Source organism: Methylophilus luteus (assembly GCF_042676265.1).
Taxonomy (GTDB): Bacteria; Pseudomonadota; Gammaproteobacteria; order Burkholderiales; family Methylophilaceae; genus Methylophilus; species Methylophilus luteus.
In genome coordinates, this window is sequence record NZ_JBHTKB010000001.1 from 64,935 (window position 1) to 83,500 (window position 18,566).

22 protein-coding genes and 1 pseudogene are annotated in these 18,566 nt (G+C 52.6%); 14 read left to right on the top strand and 9 right to left on the bottom strand.

The window, feature by feature from the left end; translation table 11 throughout:
• The first annotated feature begins 20 nt into the window (after window positions 1-20).
• The 5 genes from ACFQ1Z_RS00255 to ACFQ1Z_RS00275 all read left to right on the top strand — a co-directional run bounded on the left by ACFQ1Z_RS00255 (window position 21) and on the right by ACFQ1Z_RS00275 (window position 3,858).
• Window positions 21-617 (top strand): SRPBCC family protein, encoded by a 597-nt coding sequence (locus ACFQ1Z_RS00255; protein ID WP_379054472.1) that lies wholly within the window; start codon window positions 21-23, stop codon window positions 615-617.
• A gap of 48 nt (window positions 618-665) precedes the next feature.
• Window positions 666-1,133 (top strand): hypothetical protein, encoded by a 468-nt coding sequence (locus tag ACFQ1Z_RS00260; RefSeq protein ID WP_379054474.1) that lies wholly within the window; start codon window positions 666-668, stop codon window positions 1,131-1,133.
• Complete coding sequence (locus ACFQ1Z_RS00265; protein WP_379054476.1) at window positions 1,130-1,531, top strand: thioredoxin family protein; 402 nt, start codon at window positions 1,130-1,132, stop codon at window positions 1,529-1,531. The genes ACFQ1Z_RS00260 and ACFQ1Z_RS00265 overlap by 4 nt, the downstream gene beginning before the upstream one ends.
• Before the next feature lie 157 nt (window positions 1,532-1,688).
• Window positions 1,689-2,651, top strand: coding sequence for a YVTN family beta-propeller repeat protein (locus ACFQ1Z_RS00270; RefSeq protein WP_379054478.1), 963 nt, complete (start codon window positions 1,689-1,691; stop codon window positions 2,649-2,651).
• A gap of 244 nt (window positions 2,652-2,895) precedes the next feature.
• Window positions 2,896-3,858 (top strand): beta-propeller fold lactonase family protein, encoded by a 963-nt coding sequence (locus ACFQ1Z_RS00275; RefSeq protein ID WP_379054480.1) that lies wholly within the window; start codon window positions 2,896-2,898, stop codon window positions 3,856-3,858.
• A 56-nt stretch (window positions 3,859-3,914) separates the two neighbouring features.
• Here the strand turns inward: ACFQ1Z_RS00275 and ACFQ1Z_RS00280 are convergent.
• Together ACFQ1Z_RS00280 and ACFQ1Z_RS00285 are read right to left on the bottom strand one after the other, a co-directional pair.
• A pseudogene (locus tag ACFQ1Z_RS00280) lies at window positions 3,915-4,277 on the bottom strand (type II toxin-antitoxin system VapC family toxin); the annotation flags it as partial.
• Window positions 4,278-4,300: 23 nt separating this feature from the next.
• Window positions 4,301-4,531 carry a type II toxin-antitoxin system Phd/YefM family antitoxin gene (locus ACFQ1Z_RS00285; RefSeq protein ID WP_379054482.1) on the bottom strand — a complete coding sequence of 77 codons (231 nt, stop codon included), beginning with the start codon at window positions 4,529-4,531 and terminating at the stop codon, window positions 4,301-4,303.
• A gap of 204 nt (window positions 4,532-4,735) precedes the next feature.
• Here ACFQ1Z_RS00285 and ACFQ1Z_RS00290 point away from each other — a divergent pair, with 204 nt between their 5' ends.
• Together ACFQ1Z_RS00290 and ACFQ1Z_RS00295 are read left to right on the top strand one after the other, a co-directional pair.
• A complete protein-coding gene (locus ACFQ1Z_RS00290; RefSeq protein ID WP_379054484.1) occupies window positions 4,736-6,130 on the top strand; it encodes an ATP-binding protein in 1,395 nt (464 codons plus the stop codon).
• The gene (locus ACFQ1Z_RS00295; RefSeq protein ID WP_379054486.1) at window positions 6,127-6,765 is read left to right on the top strand and encodes a response regulator; all 639 of its coding nucleotides are present in this window, start codon (window positions 6,127-6,129) and stop codon (window positions 6,763-6,765) included. Before ACFQ1Z_RS00290 ends, ACFQ1Z_RS00295 begins: the two co-directional genes overlap by 4 nt.
• A gap of 43 nt (window positions 6,766-6,808) precedes the next feature.
• On the opposite strand, the gene ACFQ1Z_RS00300 is transcribed toward ACFQ1Z_RS00295, so the two are convergent.
• Window positions 6,809-7,705 (bottom strand): LysR substrate-binding domain-containing protein, encoded by an 897-nt coding sequence (locus ACFQ1Z_RS00300; RefSeq protein WP_379054488.1) that lies wholly within the window; start codon window positions 7,703-7,705, stop codon window positions 6,809-6,811.
• 123 nt (window positions 7,706-7,828) lie between these two features.
• On the opposite strand from ACFQ1Z_RS00300, the gene ACFQ1Z_RS00305 reads away from it, so the two are divergent.
• Both ACFQ1Z_RS00305 and ACFQ1Z_RS00310 read left to right on the top strand, forming a co-directional pair.
• The gene (locus tag ACFQ1Z_RS00305) at window positions 7,829-8,521 is read left to right on the top strand and encodes a type 1 glutamine amidotransferase domain-containing protein (protein WP_379054490.1); all 693 of its coding nucleotides are present in this window, start codon (window positions 7,829-7,831) and stop codon (window positions 8,519-8,521) included.
• On the top strand, window positions 8,518-8,811 hold the full coding sequence (locus tag ACFQ1Z_RS00310) for a DUF1330 domain-containing protein (protein ID WP_379054492.1): 294 nt from the start codon (window positions 8,518-8,520) through the stop codon (window positions 8,809-8,811). The genes ACFQ1Z_RS00305 and ACFQ1Z_RS00310 overlap by 4 nt, the downstream gene beginning before the upstream one ends.
• 35 nt (window positions 8,812-8,846) lie before the next feature.
• Here the strand turns inward: ACFQ1Z_RS00310 and ACFQ1Z_RS00315 are convergent, their stop codons facing one another.
• Window positions 8,847-10,181 (bottom strand): Y-family DNA polymerase, encoded by a 1,335-nt coding sequence (locus ACFQ1Z_RS00315; RefSeq protein WP_379054494.1) that lies wholly within the window; start codon window positions 10,179-10,181, stop codon window positions 8,847-8,849.
• Between the two features lie 131 nt (window positions 10,182-10,312).
• On the opposite strand from ACFQ1Z_RS00315, the gene pqqA (ACFQ1Z_RS00320) reads away from it, so the two are divergent.
• Window positions 10,313-10,384, top strand: a complete 72-nt coding sequence (pqqA, locus tag ACFQ1Z_RS00320; protein WP_081624291.1) for a pyrroloquinoline quinone precursor peptide PqqA — start codon at window positions 10,313-10,315, stop codon at window positions 10,382-10,384.
• A 54-nt stretch (window positions 10,385-10,438) separates the two neighbouring features.
• Here pqqA (ACFQ1Z_RS00320) and ACFQ1Z_RS00325 read toward each other — a convergent pair whose 3' ends face one another.
• On the bottom strand, window positions 10,439-11,068 hold the full coding sequence (locus tag ACFQ1Z_RS00325; protein ID WP_379057145.1) for a LexA family protein: 630 nt from the start codon (window positions 11,066-11,068) through the stop codon (window positions 10,439-10,441).
• A 172-nt stretch (window positions 11,069-11,240) separates the two neighbouring features.
• Here ACFQ1Z_RS00325 and ACFQ1Z_RS00330 point away from each other — a divergent pair, with 172 nt between their 5' ends.
• On the top strand, window positions 11,241-12,056 hold the full coding sequence (locus tag ACFQ1Z_RS00330) for a sulfite exporter TauE/SafE family protein (protein WP_379054496.1): 816 nt from the start codon (window positions 11,241-11,243) through the stop codon (window positions 12,054-12,056).
• A gap of 110 nt (window positions 12,057-12,166) precedes the next feature.
• Here ACFQ1Z_RS00330 and pqqA (ACFQ1Z_RS00335) read toward each other — a convergent pair whose 3' ends face one another.
• On the bottom strand, window positions 12,167-12,238 hold the full coding sequence (gene pqqA, locus ACFQ1Z_RS00335) for a pyrroloquinoline quinone precursor peptide PqqA (protein WP_081624291.1): 72 nt from the start codon (window positions 12,236-12,238) through the stop codon (window positions 12,167-12,169).
• Window positions 12,239-12,474: 236 nt separating this feature from the next.
• On the opposite strand from pqqA (ACFQ1Z_RS00335), the gene ACFQ1Z_RS00340 reads away from it, so the two are divergent.
• From ACFQ1Z_RS00340 to ACFQ1Z_RS00350, 3 genes are all read left to right on the top strand, one after another.
• Window positions 12,475-14,109 (top strand): alpha-D-glucose phosphate-specific phosphoglucomutase, encoded by a 1,635-nt coding sequence (locus ACFQ1Z_RS00340; RefSeq protein WP_379054498.1) that lies wholly within the window; start codon window positions 12,475-12,477, stop codon window positions 14,107-14,109.
• A gap of 32 nt (window positions 14,110-14,141) precedes the next feature.
• A complete protein-coding gene (locus ACFQ1Z_RS00345; RefSeq protein WP_379054500.1) occupies window positions 14,142-15,695 on the top strand; it encodes a M48 family metalloprotease in 1,554 nt (517 codons plus the stop codon).
• 129 nt (window positions 15,696-15,824) lie between these two features.
• Window positions 15,825-16,268, top strand: coding sequence for a hypothetical protein (locus ACFQ1Z_RS00350; RefSeq protein ID WP_379054502.1), 444 nt, complete (start codon window positions 15,825-15,827; stop codon window positions 16,266-16,268).
• Window positions 16,269-16,392: 124 nt separating this feature from the next.
• Here the strand turns inward: ACFQ1Z_RS00350 and ACFQ1Z_RS00355 are convergent, their stop codons facing one another.
• The 3 genes from ACFQ1Z_RS00355 to iscX are packed head-to-tail and all read right to left on the bottom strand — an operon-like array spanning window position 16,393 to window position 18,548.
• Window positions 16,393-16,926 (bottom strand): retropepsin-like aspartic protease family protein, encoded by a 534-nt coding sequence (locus ACFQ1Z_RS00355; protein ID WP_379054504.1) that lies wholly within the window; start codon window positions 16,924-16,926, stop codon window positions 16,393-16,395.
• Between the two features lie 17 nt (window positions 16,927-16,943).
• Window positions 16,944-18,344, bottom strand: coding sequence for a phosphomannomutase/phosphoglucomutase (locus ACFQ1Z_RS00360; RefSeq protein WP_379057146.1), 1,401 nt, complete (start codon window positions 18,342-18,344; stop codon window positions 16,944-16,946).
• A 9-nt stretch (window positions 18,345-18,353) separates the two neighbouring features.
• The gene (iscX, locus tag ACFQ1Z_RS00365; RefSeq protein WP_379035354.1) at window positions 18,354-18,548 is read right to left on the bottom strand and encodes a Fe-S cluster assembly protein IscX; all 195 of its coding nucleotides are present in this window, start codon (window positions 18,546-18,548) and stop codon (window positions 18,354-18,356) included.
• Window positions 18,549-18,566 lie beyond the last annotated feature (18 nt).

Genomic DNA, 18,566 nt, shown 5'->3' on the forward strand with positions numbered 1-18,566 from the left:
TTTTTTGACAAGGAGCAACAATGAAGTGGTCTTTATTACTGGTAGGGTTGATAAGTGCAAATGCCTGGGCGCATGGCCCTACACCGCAGAAAACCGATGAAGCTGTGCAGGTGAATGCCGCGGCAGACGCGGTGTGGAAACGGGTCAGCGCCCCTTGCGGCCTGGCGCAGTGGCACCCGCAAGTCAGCGCCTGCGTCGCTGTGAACGAGAAACAGCAAAAAATCACCCTTAAAAATGGCAAGCAGCTGCTGCAAGAGATAGACGAAGTGTCGGCCGCCGAGATGACGGTGTCTTACCGGCTGTCTGGCGATATAGACCTGGAAGCGCTGCCTGTCAGTTCGCTGAATGGCAAGATCAAGGTCAGCGCCGATGGTGGCAATGCCAAAGTGAGCTGGACCGCCCGCTACTACCGCGCGTTTACCGGCAATGAGCCACCGGCTGGCCAGGATGATGAATCCGCCAAAAGTGCAGTGGATACTTTTGTCAAAGAAGGCCTGCAAGGCTTGAAAGACGGACGCCAGAACGCCGCTGCCGCTGGCAACAGCGGCTGGCGCAAGAAAGTCTGCGTCGCCATGCGGCCGGTGTTCAAAACCCTGGGCATTTCGGTGTGTGCCTGATTTAGCATGTGCCTAACCTGATATGTGTTTAAGTCGGCGGGATCAACCATGGACGTGAATCTATTCAGAAAATGCTTGCTGACGCTCATGGCCATGGCAGCCTGTCAGGGTGGCTATGCGGCTGCAGAAGAAGCCCCAGTCACGCTGGTCGAAAGTCCAGTCACTCAGGCCGAAAGTTTGGTCACGCTGGTGGAAACCGATGATTCCCTGTGCCTGGCACATGGCGGCCAGCTGATCTTAGTCAGGCTGACCGAAGCTGCTTTGAACTCGGCGCAAGCAGCGGTAGAGGTTTGGCAAGTCGAAGTATGGGTAGACAGATGGTTTATGCAGGTACAAACCGCTGACCATACTAGACATGTGCTGACCGCTGAAACACCAGAGCAGGAGCTGGGTTGCTCGCAAAGCCTGGCAGGCCCGCAGCACTGGACGCTGGGTGCCAGCAAACGCCTGCCGGTGGCGGGCGCTACTATAAAACCGACTTCGGGCGTCTCTATACAACCAAAGGAAACACCATGACCACAGCAACCATACCCGCCACCCTGCTGCGCATAGACAGCCAGGCGCAGTTCAACCACTGTGTCACTGAGCATGAATTCCTGCTGGTCTTGTTCAGTGCCAGCTGGTGTGCACCCTGCCAGCCGTTCGCCAAAGTGTACGCCGAGGTAGCCGCCCAGCACCCAGAGTTAATGTTTGCCACGGTAGATATAGATACGGCGACTGACCTGGCGGGCAATTTCCAGGTCACGCAAGTGCCCGCGCTGATGGTGGTGCGTGAGCGTATCGTCATTGATATGGCCAGCGGTGCCATGCATGCGCATGAACTCACCCATCATGTGCAAATGTGGCAGGCGTTCGATATGACAGCTTTCTCAGCGCATTTTGAGCAGAAAGCTATCGTTGAAAATCATGGCTGAGAATTAGGGTTTGTTGCACAACCTGTTCTTCTCTCAAGGTGCTGATCATTCCCGTATCAAGTGTGAAAAATTCCCTGTCCATTGCAGGACGCCCTCTCAAGCCCCTGTTTAAACAAAAGCCTACCATTTGCTGATACAACCACGATTAGAGCAGCCTGTGGCGCAGACATTGAAAGCCTTGTTGTTGTGCGTGCTGGTCTTGTGCATGCCGCTGTGCGGCAAAGCTGCAGATTACGCTTATATCACCAACCAGGGTGCGCACACAGTCTCTGTCGTCGATCTTCAGCAACTGAAAGTGGTGAATACCATCGCAGTGGGCAAGGCTCCGGTGGGGGTTGCCGTGGATAACCGCAATCAGCTCGTGTATGTGAGCAATGTGGAAGGGCATTCGCTTTCTGTGATCGATATGCAGCGCCAGCAGATCAGCCACAGCATCGCTTTGCCGATTGCGCCAGTAGGGCTCACGGTGAGCAAAACAGGCGAGCAGATTTATGTCGCGGACTGGTATCACGATCATTTGCTGGTCGTGGCCGCAAAAAGTGGGCAGGTGCTGGCGCAAATACAGGTTGGCCGCGCGCCCGGCGGTATGCAACTGGCGCAGGATGATGCCACCTTGTATGTAGCCAACCGGGACAGCAATGATGTCAGTGTGATCGATACCCGTACACGCCAGGAAGTGCAAAGAGTCAAAGTCGGGCAGCATCCTTTCGGCCTGAGTTTAAGCCCGGATGGTAAGCAATTATTTGTAGTGAATGTGTATTCAAATGCCATCAGTGTCATAGACACGGCGACTCACAAGGTGGTGAGCACATTGGCAGTCGGCGAGCATCCTTATTGCGCGACGACAGACAGTAAGGGACAGTATTTATATGTCACTAATACCGGTGAAGATAGCGTAACAGTGATAGACCTGGCCAGCCACAAGGTGATACGCAAGATACGCGTGCCGGGCACGCCAGAGGGCATCGCCTACGATGCAGCGCGGCAACAAGTGCTGGTGGCAAGCTGGATGGACAATGTGCTGGCGGTGATCGATGGTCAACGCCTGACGTTAAAGCCATCGATAGAGGTTGGCTCACAGCCACGCGCTTTTGGCCAGTTTATAGGCAGCGTTCCCTAGTTTGTCTGGACACAAAAGACTTCAGTGGCTGCAGCAGCCGGCAAGGCGAAAGCATTACAAGCAAGCGTAGCGTCGGGAATTATTCCCAGATAAATCGGGAAGCATGCCGCTATTGGTTAAAAACCTGAACGCATAAGATGCAACTATCAATTTAAATTCTGAATTTGATTGATTTGCATAAAGTATATCTCCATGTTCAGGCCGGTTGTTGCAGCAACCGGCCGATTTTTTTTAAGGATGCTCTATGCAAAAAAAACTACAACACAGCTTGATCGCCAGTGTATTCGCCTGCTTCTGTTTACCGGTATTTTCCCAGCCATTTGCCTATGTGCCGAATGAAAAAGATGGCACCGTGACTGTCATTGATACGCAGACGGATGTGGTGGTCAAGCTGTTGCCAGCCAAAGGCAAACTGGGTAAAAAAGTCCAGGCGGCGGCCATGCATCCCAGCAATCAGAAACTGTATGTGGTGGTGCGCGATAAAAATGCGGTGGCTGTAGTCGATACGCAAAAAAACAAGCAAACCGCCCTGATCAAGGTGGGCGATGAACCTGAAGGCATAGACATTTCACCGGATGGCAAACTGCTCGCCGCCTGCCTGGAAGAGGAAAATGCCGTCGCCCTGGTCGATTTGCAGACCAACAAGGTCAAACACACCATAGCCACCCAGGGCAAAAACCCCGAACATTGCGTGTTTTCGCCGGACCAGCAATGGCTGCTGGCGAGCAATGAAGAAAGTAATGATGTCGATGTGATCAATCTCAAATCACTCAAGTCCGAACACCTGATCGCCGCCACCAAACACCCGCGCGGAGTTGGTTTCAGCCCGGATGGTCAGTGGGCGTATGTGGCCAATGAAGCCGCCAGCCTGCTGGAGATCGTGTCTACCACAGACTGGAAAGTGCAGGCCAATATCAAGGTCGGCTTACGCTCCAATGGCGTCAAGGTCAATGCCGATGGTAGCCGCATCTACGTCAGCAATGGCGGTGACCATAATGTGAGTGTGATCAATAGCGCCAGCCGCGAAGTGATCGCCACGGTAGCGGTTGGCCAGCGGCCATGGAATATGGCGCTGACGCCGGATGGCAAAAAACTGTATGTCGCCAATGGCCGCAGTAATAATGTCTCGATGATTGATACCGAGACCAATACCAAACTGAAGGATATTGCGGTGGGTAATTTACCGTGGGGTGTAGTGATCCATTAATCTGCTTGTACAGCGAGCCAGTTACTTTGATGCGTTATGCAAGAAATGCATCAGAGTCACCAATGCCTTTTAATGCCATATCCATCAAAAACGGAGTCTGCCGAGATCAGTTGCAGACCTTCTACTTTGACTTGAGCGACAAGCAGCCGGTCAAATGGGTCTTTATGGCAAGTTGGCAGTGTTTCGGTCAGATAGAGATGATCAATCAGAATGGGTAATACTTCAAAGCCATTGTCTGCGGTGTAAGTGGCAAAGAAGTCTGAGACTGCTTGGCCGAGTTTGATTTTTCCTAACCCGGCTTTAATGGCTAACTCCCATGCCGTAGCGGCGCTGACGTATTTGATGTTTTCGGTGTCATAAATAAACTCTCTGGCCACTTTACTTAACTTTGGGTTGTCACTCACCCACCACAAAAATACATGCGTATCTAATCACAGGCGCATTAGATGTATTCCTCAAAACCTGCAGGCGTGGCATCAAAATCATCGGCGAGATAGAGAATTTGGTGCTTGCCGGTCCCCGGCCGTGGTGTTTTTGGTTTGTCCGGCAAAATCGGGGATAGCCTTAGCAAGGGTTTGTTATCTTTCGCAATGATGATTTCTTCGCCCTGCATGGCTTTTTTAACCAGGCTGGAGAAGTTGGCTTTGGCCTCGGCAATATTAAACTGCGTCATCGCAAGTCTTCCTGCATAAAGTTGGTGTTGGTCATCTTAATATGGCCACATTGGAGATTTCAATCTTGTCAGGAGACTCCCACTAAGCGTGCATGAGACGTTACAATCGGCAACTGATCATGTGCTAACAATTTTTTTCTGTAGCTATGAGTAGGGAGAAATTCCCGAAAGTTTTTAGTGAATTCACCTTACAATCCTTTGAGCATGATGAAATCCTTCAGTTTACAGTTCAAACTCAACCTGACTATTACCCTGTTGCTGATCGGGTTGTTGCTGACCTGGGCAGTTTCAGTAGTTAAAAATGCACGCGAAGATGTACTGGCCGAAGTAGAGTCCACCACCAATCTGGTGATTCATTTGCTGGATGCTGAAATCGCGCACTATATGACTGATTTTGGCTGGCTTAACCGCGACGAAAAAGGGGCGATCAATATTTTTCGCCTGGATGAGCTGACCAATATCCGGCATTTGAAAGTGGACTTTTTTGATCCCAGCGGTCATTTGCGTGAGTCTAACCGCTCTACGCGCGAGGAGCATGAGGGGGAAGACCCGCCGACCTGGTTTGTGAAATTGCTGGATATTTCCAGTGTGCTGAATGAACCCAAGCGTAAGAATATTATTTTGAACGGACGCTTTATCGGTGAGCTGGTGATCACGCCAGACCCCAGTTTTGAGTTGCGTGAGATCTGGGAAGATACTTCCGGCCTGCTGGCGATCGTGGGCTTGTTTGGCTTGAGTGTGCTGCTGTTTGTCTACTGGATGGTGAGAGCGACCTTCAAGCCGGTCAAGCAGATCATTCAGGGCTTGAACCAGATCGAGCATGGTGAATATCAGAGCCGGCTGCCTAGCTTTGAGCAGATAGAACTCAGTGAGATCAGCGACAAGTTCAACCGCATGGCCAGCACGCTGGAGCAAAGCATACGCAATAACCACAGGCTGACGCAGCAGATCATACACCTGCAGGAAGAAGAGCGTAAAAAGCTGGCGCGTGACCTGCATGATGAGATTGGACAGTATTTAACAGCAGTGCATATCGATGCCAGTGCCATGGTGGCAGCCAAAAAGCTCTCTGTCGCGCGCGAAAGTGCCACCGCCATCGCACAGATCACCAGGCAGATGATGTTCACTATCCAGGATCTACTGGCCCGCTTGCGTCCACGCGTGTTGGATGAGCTAGGGCTAAGCCTGGCGCTGGCCGAGCTGATACACCACTGGCATGACAGAAACCGCAATATCATGGTGGTGAACGAGATATCCAATCAGCTTTCGCAACCGGATGAGTCAGTGGCGGTGACGGTTTACCGCATATTGCAGGAGTGCCTGACCAATATCAGCAAGCACGCGGCCGCTAGTCGGGTGACGATAGTGGTGAGCGATGCGGAGCAGGGTTTATATATGCGGGTAGAAGATGATGGCCGCGGTTTTGATGCCTCTCTGCCCAGCCGGGGTTACGGTCTGGCTGGCATGCAAGAGCGGGTAGAGGGCTTGATGGGTAGCATGAGCATCAGCAGTGCGCCCGGGCAAGGCACGCGCATAGAAATACGCTTTCAAAACACCGAGAAATTTAAAGAAGAGAGACTTAGAGGTGCCGCACCATGACCGTTAAAGTTGTTTTAGTCGATGATCACACTGTCGTGCGTTCAGGCTTGCGTCGGCTACTGGAAAGCCACAAATCAATAGAAATCGTGGCCGAGGCGGATACCGGCGAAATGGCCTACCAGATTTATGGCGAAGTATCGCCCGATGTCGTATTGATGGATATTTCCATGCCGGGCATGGGTGGGCTGGAGGCTGCCAAACGTATTTTGCAGCGTTATCCGCATGCCAAGATTGTGATTTTTTCCATGCACGAGGCAGTCTCTTTTGCCGCGCAGGCACTCAAAGCGGGTGTCAAAGGCTATGTCACTAAAACCGGCGTCGCTGATGACTTATTGCAAGCCGTGCTCGATGTCTCCAAAGGCCGCACTTTCCTCAGCCAGGACGTGGCGCAAAAAGTGGCGCTGCAAACCCTGATAGGCGAGAGTAATCCTTTACAGCAGCTGACCTCACGCGAGTTCGAAGTGTTTCGCTTGCTGGCAGAGGGTAAAAGGGTGGAGGAGGTGGCAGATATGCTCAAGATCAGCCAGAAAACCGTCGCCAATTACTACACGCTGATCAAGCAGAAATTGTCGGTCAACAGCCCGGTGGAGATGGTGCGCCTGGCCATGAAACACGGCTTGATCGATGCAGAGTGACTGCAGCCTGTTTTATCCTGCATAACCAAAGTTCCCACATTTCCTAAAGTGATCTGGCCACTTCTTCTATCATAGTCCGTAGCCAGCGATGCGCCGGGTCATGCCGGTATCGCACATGCCAGGCCATATCGATAGGGAAAGTCCCCAGGTCCACCGGCGTAGGCAGAATCTTCAGCCGTTTGTCGCCCTGCAGGCGACGGCAGATCTGGCTGGGGAGTGTAGTGCAATAATCGGTAGTGGCGATGACTTCCGGTACCGAAAGAAAATGCGTGACTGACACCGCGACTTCACGTTTGAGGCCATGGCGATCCAGGGCCTGGAACAAGCCTGCGCGCATTTTTCCGGGTGGCATGACATTCACATGTTTCATTGTTTCGTATTGCGCCTTGGTGATGGTGTCGCCTATGTCGGGATGATCGCTCCTGACTACACAAGCAAGGCTGTCATCCATCAAATGTTGCACCACCAGGTTGTCAGGCGGGTCTACAAACCTGCCCATGACCAGCGCAGTCGTGCCCGAGATCACGCCCGTCTCGGCAAGATCATTCCCATAAGGCGTTATCCGTAATTTGATTCCTGGTGCCAGTGCTTGCAACCTGGCGACCACGGCAGGAATCAGCACGTATTCCACATAACTGTTTGGTGCAATAGTGACCAACATTTCCGAGTGCATGGGGTCAAACGCTTGTTGACCGAAAACCAGGCCATCCAATTGAGCAATCGCTTCCATGATCACAGGCGCCAGCTGTTCCGCTTTTGGCGTTGGTTGCATGCCATAGCGCTCGCGGATGAACAATGGGTCGTGCAGGATATCCCGCAGTCTGTTCAGTGAGTTTGATAATGCCGGTTGCGTGATGCCCAGCCGGTCAGCCGCGCGGGTGACGCTGCGCTCTTGCATCAGTGCCAGAAACACGCGTAACAGGTTGAGGTCGTAACGCATCTAGTTATTTCATATATGAATAACTGAAATATACATAATAAATTTCATAAATGGAATCAAAGCGTTCATTATTCCATCACCAACACAGGTAAATACATTTTTAATCAAGACAGGAGCACTCATATGAATATATTGATCGTACTCACCTCGCATGACACCTTGGGCAATACTGGCCGTAAAACCGGATTCTGGCTTGAAGAGCTGGCCGCGCCTTATTACGCTTTTAAACAGGCCGGCGCGCAACTGACACTGGCTTCCCCTAAAGGCGGGCAACCGCCGCTGGACCCTAAGAGTAATGAGACTGCGTTTCAAACCGACGATACCAGACGGTTTGAAAATGACGCAGAGGCTACCCAGGCTTTGGCGAATACTGTGCCTTTGCATTCAGTTTCACACCAGGCATTTGATGCAGTGTTTTATCCAGGCGGTCATGGCCCGTTATGGGATCTGGCCGAAAGCCAGGACTCCATCGCCCTGATCGAGACTACACTTGCCGCCGGCAAACCAGTCGCATTGGTATGCCATGCGCCAGGTGTATTGCGTCATGCCAAAAATGCGGATGGTGGCCCACTAGTGGCAGGTAAAAAAGTCACCGGCTTTACTAATTCTGAAGAAGCCGCGGTGGAGTTGACCGATGTGGTGCCTTTTCTGGTGGAAGATGAATTAACCGCAAAAGGCGGCCATTACTCTAAAGCTGCAGACTGGCAGCCGTATGTGGTGCAGGATGGTTTGCTGATCACCGGCCAGAACCCGGCTTCGTCAGCGCTGGCAGCCGAAACGCTGGTTCACTTTTTAAAAGAAGCACAGTCAGCATGAGTGCCTATGTGGTTATGATGCGTGAAAAAACCACGGATCAGGCTGAAATGGATATTTATGCCAGCCAGGCCCCTCTCGCCCGCGAGGGGCATTCGGTCACGCCGCTGGCAAGATATGGCGCCCTGGATATTCTGGAAGGTCAGTCATTTGAAGGATGCCTGATACACCGCTTTCCCAGCATGGCAGAGGCCCAGGCCTGGTACCACAGCCCCAAATATCAGCAGGCAGTGCAACATAGGCATCAGGGAGCGCAGTATCGGGTATTTATCGTAGAGGGGCTTGATGCTTAAGCCTTAAGCCTGTTTAAGGCCATGACCTGTCAGCTTCAGTTGACTTGCAGCAACTCGTCCCAGCGCGTGGTGTAGCGCGGGCTCATCATTTCCTGCTTCATGCGCCAGGGCTGTTTAATTTCAGCCTGTTTGTGTTTTTGCACGCCTTCACTGGCGAGTTTAATGGTGGCCCTGCCCATTTTTTGATTGATGCTGTCTATGGTCTGCATCAGCCGTACCGACTTGTCATGCGTGTCAGAAATCTCAAACATGTCTTGCTGCTGACCCTGCGCGGTGGCCAGTGCGCCCAGTGAAATGCCCGCTTTCATATAATCATAGCCCGGCCGGTAAATCTGTCCCAGTGCCTTGAATGCGGCTTCAACCAGGCGCATGCTGCTATTGGTCGGCGTATGCAAGTCTATGTTGAAACCATTATCGTATTGCTGCCCGGCGTCGCGGAACGGGCTGGTGCGGATATAGACATGGATAGATCCGGCAAACAGCTGGCGCTGGCGCAGTTTTTCACCTGCACGCGTAGTCAGCAGGGTGACTGCTTCCTGCAAGGTTTGCAGGTCACGCACAGTCTGGCCAAAACTGCGGGTGCTGAGTATCTGCTGCTGCGGGCCGCGTATCTGTTCCAGTTCCAGGCAAGTGGTGCCATTCAGTTCACGCACGGTTTTTTCCAGCACCACACTGAATTTACTGCGCATGGTCGCGGCGTCGCTACGTTTCAGGTCATAAGCGGTGAAAATCTCAAGCTCATGCATTTTTTTGCTTAATGCACGGCCTATACCCCAAACCTTGCCTACCGCAATCTCACGCAAACTGGCATCTACATCAGTTTCAGGCAGTGCATTAAAATTGCACACACCATTTAAAGCCAGCTGTTGTTTAGCGCAATGATTAGCCATTTTTGCCAGGGTCTTGCTGCTGCCTATGCCTACGCATACCGGCAGACCAGTCCCTTGCAGCACGGTTTGCCTGAGCTTTTGTGCATAGTCAGTGAGGTCAACATGCGTGAATCCGCTCAAATCCAGAAACGATTCGTCTATTGAGTAGATCTCCTGCAATGGACTGAATTGACGCAAGATAGACATCACGCGGTTGCTCATATCCGCGTAAAGCGCATAGTTTGATGATAAAACAAACACATTTTCCTGCTCGGCAAACTTGCGGATCTGAAACCATGGTGCGCCCATCGCGATATCTAATGCTTTCGCCTCTGCACTGCGTGAAATGACACAGCCATCATTGTTGCTTAAAACAACCACCGGCCGGTTACGCAGCTTGGGGTTGAACACACGTTCGCAGCTGACGTAAAAATTATTCACGTCCACCAGGGCGATGACGCGCGTTGCCGGCTGTTGCAGGTTTGCTGTCTCTATTTGCATGAGGGTCGTTTCATGAAATTCTTTAAAGCTTGTTCATGGTCTGCAATAGCATGTTTTTTAAACCCCGGGCCGATAATACTTACACGAACCAGACACGGAGTCGGTTCGAAAAATCAATTAAGGAGATCAACATGTGGACTAAACCAGCTGCTACAGAAATGCGTTTTGGCTTTGAAGTGACCATGTATGTGATGAACAAGTAATCTGTTCTGTCGTTCAGAAAAACCGGCCGCCACTGCTTGCATGGGGCCGGTTTTTTATTGCCTGAAACGCCTGAACGAGCCGGTCACCACACCCCATATCTCAAACTGCATTGGTTCCTGGATCAGGATAGGTGAATATTTGCCTGAGGAGTTGGCCGGTAGCAATTTGGGGCTGCCATCTTTTTGTTTCGCCAGCGTTTTGATGGTGAAGCCGCCATCAATCATGACCAGCACAATATCGCCTACCACGGCTATTTTTCCTTTATCTACCACCGCCTTGTCGCCTGGCATCAATCCCGCTTCTATCATGGAGTCGCCCTGTATGGTTACAAAAAAAGTGGTGTCAGCCTGGTCTATCAGGTATTCATTCGGGTCTAGGCGGCCTTCTATATGATCATCCGCTGGTGAAGGAAAGCCGGCGGGTACTTTGGATTCAAACAGCGGCAGTCTGATGCTGTGCAAATGCGGTGCTGGTTGCGTAAATACTGCTACAGGATCCAGGTTTTCTCTGGCCTGGTTAAAACGCTGCTTTTTTGCATAAGCTTCTATCAGGCTGCTCACCACAGGTTTCTGGCTGGCAGGGATACGGATAACGACTGTTTCCTCCAGCCGTGTGGTCGACCCAGGCTTGCGCCCAGCGCCTGGTCTTTTACCGCCTTTTAGTTTTTGAATTTGATTGCTAATTGATTAATTGTAACAAATAATCAAACTGGCGTAAGTGATTTGTCTGGCATTTAGCACAACTTAATTCTTTGCTGTTTTCAATCGCTGCTGGCAGAGCTGAAGCGGCTTTTGCTAATGGAGTTGCGCCAGGCTAGCAGTTATACTATTTTGCTTTGTGATAGCTGGTGCAGGTATGGAGTGGATACAACTTTTTATTGAGCAATACGCTCTGTTTTGCCTGATAGGCGTGGTGGTGGGTGTGTTGTCCGGTTTGCTCGGCATAGGCGGCGGCATCGTGCTGGTGCCCATGCTGCATGCCATCCTGATGGCAAAAGGCTTTTCGGCGGATGTTGCTTTTCATATGGCGCTGGCGACTTCTATGGCTTGCATAGTTTTCACCTCGCTTTCCAGCATAGCCGCGCATCATAAGAACCAGAATATCGTCTGGCCCTATGTGTGGGCCATGGTGCCTATGGCATTCGTCGGTTCGCTGCTGGCTACCCTGGTGGCGATACATCTCAATGCGCTTTATCTGACGCTGTTTTTTGCCGCTTTTACTTTTTATGCGGCGACGCAGTTGTTTCTAGACCGTAAACCCAGCCAGCACAAAGTCCCCGGTAAGGTGGAGATCAGCCTGGTGGCAATGCTGATAGGCGTGATCTCGGCGCTGGTGTCTATAGGCGGCGGCACCTTGACTGTGCCTTACCTGGCCATGCGCAATGTGTCGGTAAAGCAGGCCATAGGAACTTCGGCAGTGCTGGGTTTTCCTATCGCGCTGGCGAGTACGGTCAGCTACCTGCAGGATGCCATCCGCCAGTCTGCCCATGCGCCGGATAGCTTTGGTTTGCTCTACCTGCCAGCCATCATGCTGATCGCCCCGTTCAGTGTGTTGTGCGCCCCGGCGGGGGTGGCGCTGACCAGGCGGTTGCCGGTCAAGGTGTTGAAGCGCATCTTTGCTGTTTTCCTGATGGCGGTGAGTCTCAACTTGCTGTGGTCGCAGCTGGCCTGACTTCACAAGCTTGACTTCACAAGCTCAACTGGGCAAGCGTCAGGCAACAAAAAACCCGCCATTAGCGGGTTTTTGTTACAGCTTAAACTTATAGTTGATATAAGCGCTGATTACTTGTTCATGACGTACATAGTCACTTCAAAGCCAAAACGCATTTCAGTAGCAGCTGGTTTAGTCCACATGATGATCTCCTTTTGGTTGTTAAGTGCATCTCAGTGATGTACTTGTATGACTCCCACTATACGCCGGTGTTTCAAAATGACCCTGAGGCGATCACGTAAATCCTCCTCATGATTTTACGTAGTTTTCCGGGTGGGGCGATTGTAAAAAGTCATGCTTAATCGCAGCAATGGCAAAAAAACTGACATCAATCTGTAATACAATCAAAGCAACCGATTAATCACCTGAGTGTATGTGCATGCTGATTCAAACTGTAGCGACCCAACCATTTGCCGACCAGAAACCCGGTACTTCCGGCTTACGTAAAAAAGTACGCGTGTTTCAGCAGGCGCATTACCTGCACAATTTTGTACAGAGTATTTTTGATACCTTGCAGATCCCCGCTGATGCCATCCTGACCGTAGGCGGCGATGGCCGCTTTTATAACAAAGAGGCGATACAGGTGATCATCAAAATGGCGGCAGCCAATGGCTTTGCCAAAGTGCTGGTCGGCCAGAACGGTATCCTCTCTACCCCGGCGGCGTCGAATATCATCCGAAAATACACGACCTTCGGCGGTATTATTTTATCCGCCAGCCATAACCCTGGCGGGCCTGACGATGACTTTGGCATCAAATACAACACCAGCAATGGTGGCCCGGCCCCGGAAAAGATCACCGATGCCATTTTCGCCAACAGCAAGCAGATCAGCCATTACAAGATAGCCCCTGAGTTGCCGGAAGTAGACCTGTCTGCCGTAGGCATTACTACGCTGGATGGCTTTGAGGTAGAGGTGATAGATTCGGTCAGTGACTATGCCGACCTGATGCAAAGCATGTTTGATTTCGCCGCCATCAAGCGCTGGCTCGCAGCCGGGCATAGCCTCAAGTTTGACGCCATGCACGCGGTGACTGGCCCTTACGCCCAGGAAATATTCGTCAACCGGCTGGGTGCGCCGCCAGACAGCCTGATGAATTGTGTAGTCTCGGAAAATTTTGGTGGCGGTCACCCCGACCCTAACCTGACTTATGCCGAAGACCTGGTGAAAGTCGCCTATGGCCCGCAGGCGCCGGATTTCTCGGCGGCGTCGGATGGCGATGGTGACCGCAATATGATACTAGGCAGTCATTTTTTCGTGACGCCTTCTGACAGCCTGGCGCTGATCGCGGCCAATGCCAGACTGATCCCGGCCTATGCCAGTGGTCTGTCCGGTGTGGCGCGTTCCATGCCGACCAGCGGCGCGGTTGACCGCGTAGCTGCCAAACTGGGCATAGATTGCTATGAGACACCCACGGGCTGGAAGTTTTTCGGCAACCTGATGGACGCAGGTAAAGTGACCTTGTGCGGTGAGGAAAGCTTTGGTACCGGCAGCGACCACGTACGTGAAAAAGACGGCTTGTGGGCGGTGCTGTGCTGGCTGAACCTGCTGGCCGCCACCGGTGAAAGTGTGGAGTCACTGGTGCGCAAACACTGGCAGCAATATGGCCGCAATGTCTATTCGCGCCATGATTATGAAACGGTACCGACCGCACCGGCGCAGGCTGTCATGCAGCATATCAAGCAGCAGTTTGCCAGCCTGCCAGGGCAGGTATTTGGCAGCTATACCGTCAACACTGTCGATGACTTCAGCTACACCGACCCTATCGATGCCTCTGTCAGCAACGGTCAGGGCTTGCGTATCCTGTTCGTGTGCGGCTCGCGCGTGGTCATCCGCTTGTCCGGCACCGGCACCGAAGGCGCAACCATCCGTGTCTATCTCGAAGCCTATACCGAAGACCCGGCCCAGCAGCAACTGGATGCGCAGGACGCCCTGGCGGAGCTGATCACCGTCTCGCACCAGATCTCGCAGCTGCCGCAATTGACCGGCAGGCTGCAACCTACTGTGATCACTTAACCATGGCTGCGCAGCACGCGGGGGTTAAACACATGCTTAAAAAAACCATATTTTGCCCGGTTTTATTGGCGGCGGCTTTGTCGGCCTGCGGCATCAACCCGGTGACTAAAGAGCGCGAGTTCCAGTTTGTCTCGCAGGACAAAGAGATACAGATAGGCCAGCAGAATTACAGTCCTGCGCGCCAGTCACAAGGTGGTGATTACATACTGGACACCGAGCTGACGCGCTATGTGCAGCAGGTAGGGCAAAAACTGGCAGCGGTATCAGACCGTCCGGACCTGCCGTATGAGTTTGTAGTGCTGAATGACTCTGTACCCAATGCCTGGGCCATGCCAGGCGGCAAGATCGCGTTTAACCGCGGCCTGCTGTATGAGCTGCATAGCGAAGCCGAATTAGCGGCAGTGCTGGGTCACGAGATCGTGCATGCGGCGGCACGCCACGGTGCCAAAGGCATGGAGCGGGGCATGTTCATGCAAGGGGCGATGCTGGCGGTAGGCCTGGCTACGCGTGATTCCAATTATGCCAATATGGTGGTGGGCGGGGCGCAACTGGGCGGCCAGCTGATCACCAGCAAGTATGGCCGCGATGCCGAGTCTGAGGCCGATACTTATGGCATGAAATATATGAAGCTGGCTGGCTATGATCCGGCAGCGGCGGTGACTCTGCAGGAAACCTTTGTCCGCCTGAGCGAGGGCAAACGGCAGGATTTCATCAGCGGCCTGTTCGCCAGCCATCCACCTTCACAAGAGCGGGTCGACGAAAACAAGCGCACGCTGGCTGAACTCGGCGCAGGCGGCGAGATGGGCAAACAGGTCTATGCCGAAAAAGTCAGCAAGCTGATGGCGACCAAGGAAGCCTATAAAGCGTATGACGAAGGCAAAGCCGCGCTGCAGAAAGGCGATGCCGACAAGGCAAAGTCTTTAGCCAAAAAAGCCATCAGCATAGAACCTAAAGAAGCCAGGTTTCAGGAGTTGTTAGGCGATATTGCGCTGACGCAGAAAAACACCACCGAAGCGCTGGCCTTGTACGACAAGGCCATACAGTTGCAGCCTGACTATTTCAAGCCTTATGTGCAAAGCGGTATCGCCCTGTTTAATGCAGGCAAGAAAGAACAGGCAGAACCTTTCCTGAAAAAAGCCAATGCTTTGCTGCCAACTGCACCCGGTTATGCTCTACTGGGGCAAATAGCCGAAGGGCGTGGCGAAACTAGCCTTGCCTTGCAGCATTATCAGTTGGCCGCCAGCTCTGATTCAGACATAGGTAAGGAAGCTGCCGGCCGTGCCATGCGCATAGACTTGCCGCGCAATCCGGGCCGTTACCTGCCCTCAGGGCCTATCGCCGATGATACCGGCCTGGTGTATGCCGCAGTGCAGAACAACAGCAATGTGGCGGTAGGCCGCGTGCAAGTGCGCATGCTGCAATACGATAACCGTGGCCGCCTGGTGAACCAGAGCCGATCCATGCTGATCACCGGTGGCATCGCACCAGGCGCGCGTGGTACTGTAGCCACCAGTGTGCGCATACAGGATCAGGCTGCATTACAGTTTTTCCGCGTGGTGGTTGAGGGCGCTGAGTTGGCACGCTAAGACAACTTAAGCGTGTTGCTGAACCTGAAACAGGGTATGTTGGCAATATGGCCTAAGAATTCAAAATCTGATAATGTTTCGTTAGATTGGGTTAACCAATCATTACTTAAATAATTTGAAAGAATAATAATGAAAATAACAAAAAAATTCCTAACTACGGTGTTTGTAACGTTATCTATCCTGGTCTCCGGTTGCTCAACAATGCAGGATGTTGTCAAAGTCAAGCAAAGTGGTTCTGAGGGAACAACGAGGAATTATGCAGTCACCGAAGCGCAAGCTTGGGAAATTGCAAAAACAGTGTTCAGATGGGAAGGGGCTGATGCTATCGAAGAGCATCGTGATCAGCACTACATGCTGACAAGTAGTGGTGTAAATCTGGTTTCATGGGGTGCCGTCATGGGGGCATGGGTAGAGCCTGTGAAAGATGATGAAACAAAGGTGACGGTGGTGACCAAGCGTCGTGTAACAGTGAATGTTGCGACTACATTAACAGAAACAACATTCCATAAAAGATTTGCACAGGCAGTCAGTATCGTCAAAAAAGGCCAGCCATTACCTTCAGAAGCACCGTAATTTCCGATGATGTAGCGCTGCGTGGATAAGCCCACGCAGCCACCCGGTTATATACCTTCATCGGCGTCAACTCATATCCTGTATTGATGTGATCTCAAGGATGGCAGGTTAGCTTGAGTCCATGCTAATTTATTTTTGTGATTGTCTGCTCGACGCCATCTTTTATCGTCATGACCCCGCGATAAAGCCTGACATCCATACGCCCCAAAAAGCTCATTCCCAGTAATGCGTCACCTTCCAGCCCAGGTGTAATCGTAGCCGCGACATCGTTTGCCACTATGCCGCCCAACTGCACCGTTTTTAGCCTGACCAGATAAGAAACGGCGTTGCCGTTGGCAGTATGCGTGTTGATCGCGTCGGTGCTGACCAGCCCTAGGCGGTCAGCCACATGCTGGGAGATGGCCACGCCAGTGGCGCCGGTATCCACCAGCACGCGCACGCGTTCGCCGTTGATCAGGGCTTCGGCGCTGTAATGCCCATCCGGCCCGCGTTTCAGGGTGGCGACACTGAGTTTGCCGACCTGCTCCAGCGTGTTGGGATGCTGTACTCTATCTACCAGCAGCCACACCAGTGCGGCCAGGCCCAGCCAGAGCACGATATAGAGCAGGCTTTGGCCGCGAGAGCGGTAGCGTTTGGGTATTTGTTGAGGATCAGACATGCTCATTGAATGGTGACTCAAAATGGAATTTTCAAGTCTGGTCTGGCATTCAGCAATAATTCTTTAAACGTCTGCTGTATGCGCAGCAAGGCATTTTCATCATCGGCTTCAAAGCGCAGCACCAGCACCGGTGTGGTATTCGAGGCGCGTATCAAGCCGAAGCCATACGCATACTCCACGCGCAAGCCATCAATGGTGATCACCTCTGTCGCGCCCGGGAACTGGGCCGCCTGTTGCAATTGCTCTATCAAAGCGTGCGGCTCGCCTTCACGCATGGCTATCTGTAGTTCCGGGGTGTTGACGCTGTCTGGCAAGGCTTGCAGCAAGGAGCTGGCATCGGCCACGCGACTGACGATCTCGAGTAAACGTGCGGCGCTGTAGAGGCCATCATCAAAACCGGACCAGCGCTGCCTGCCCTGTTTGCTATCGTTAAAAAACAGGTGCCCTGATAACTCGCCACCAATCGCGGCACCGGTTTCGCGTATCTTGGCTTTCATCAGCGAATGCCCGGTTTTCCAGATCACCGGTTTGCCACCATGCTGGCTTATCCAGTGGCGTAAATGGCGGCTGGACTTGACATCGAATACCACGCTGGCAGCGGGCTGCTGCTTGAGCACATCGGCCACAAACAGCATGAGCTGGCGGTCGCTGCGTATGATGTGCCCCTGTTTGGTCACCACACCCAGCCGGTCGCCATCGCCATCAAAAGCCAGGCCTATCTCGGCATCGCCACTTTCCAGCCTGGCGATGACATCCTGCAGGTTCTTGGCTTCTACCGGGTCAGGATGGTGGTTGGGGAAATGACCATCTACCTCACAAAACAAAGGGTCTACACTGCAGCCCAGTGCTGCAAATAAAGCGGGTGCATAAGCACCTGCCACGCCGTTGCCGCAATCGATGACCACACGCATGGGCCGCGCCAGCCGGATATCGGCCACTATCGCTTGCTGGTAGGCAGGGTATATGTCATGGTCGGAGCGCTGGCCAGGCTGGTCGCTGTAATGAAACTGCTGCTGTTCTATCTGCTGCCTGAGCGCCTGTATGGCGGCGCCGGACAGCGTTTCACCACCCAGCACTATTTTCAGGCCGTTATATTGTGGCGGGTTGTGGCTGCCGGTCAGCATGACGCCGCTGCTGCTGTGCGGCAAATGGCAGGTGGCAAAATACAGCATGGGCGTGGTGACCATGCCCAACGCAATGACGTTGACCCCTGTTTTGAGGATGCCCTCAGTGAGGGCTGCCGCCAGCGCCGGGCTGGATAAACGTCCGTCATAAGCAAGGTATAGCGACTGCTCGCCACGGGCGTGCACCTGTGACCCCAACGCCAGACCTATCTGGTAAACAATGTCAGCTGTCAGTGTTTGATCGACAATGCCACGGATATCGTAAGCTTTGAAGATAGAGCCTGGCAGCGTCATTGCAGCCATTTATTCGGCTTCTTCTATCCAGGCCAGTTGTATGCCTTCCAGCACTTTTTCCCCGCAACGCGAGACATCATCATCAAAGCCATCCAGTGCCATCACCCACTGCATGAGATCGGTAAAGCGTATGGTCTTGGGGTCTATGTCCGGGTATTTGTCATACAGTTCTTCAGCGATGCGCTGGCTGTCAGTCCATTTCATTTTTTGCTCTCGTCCAAT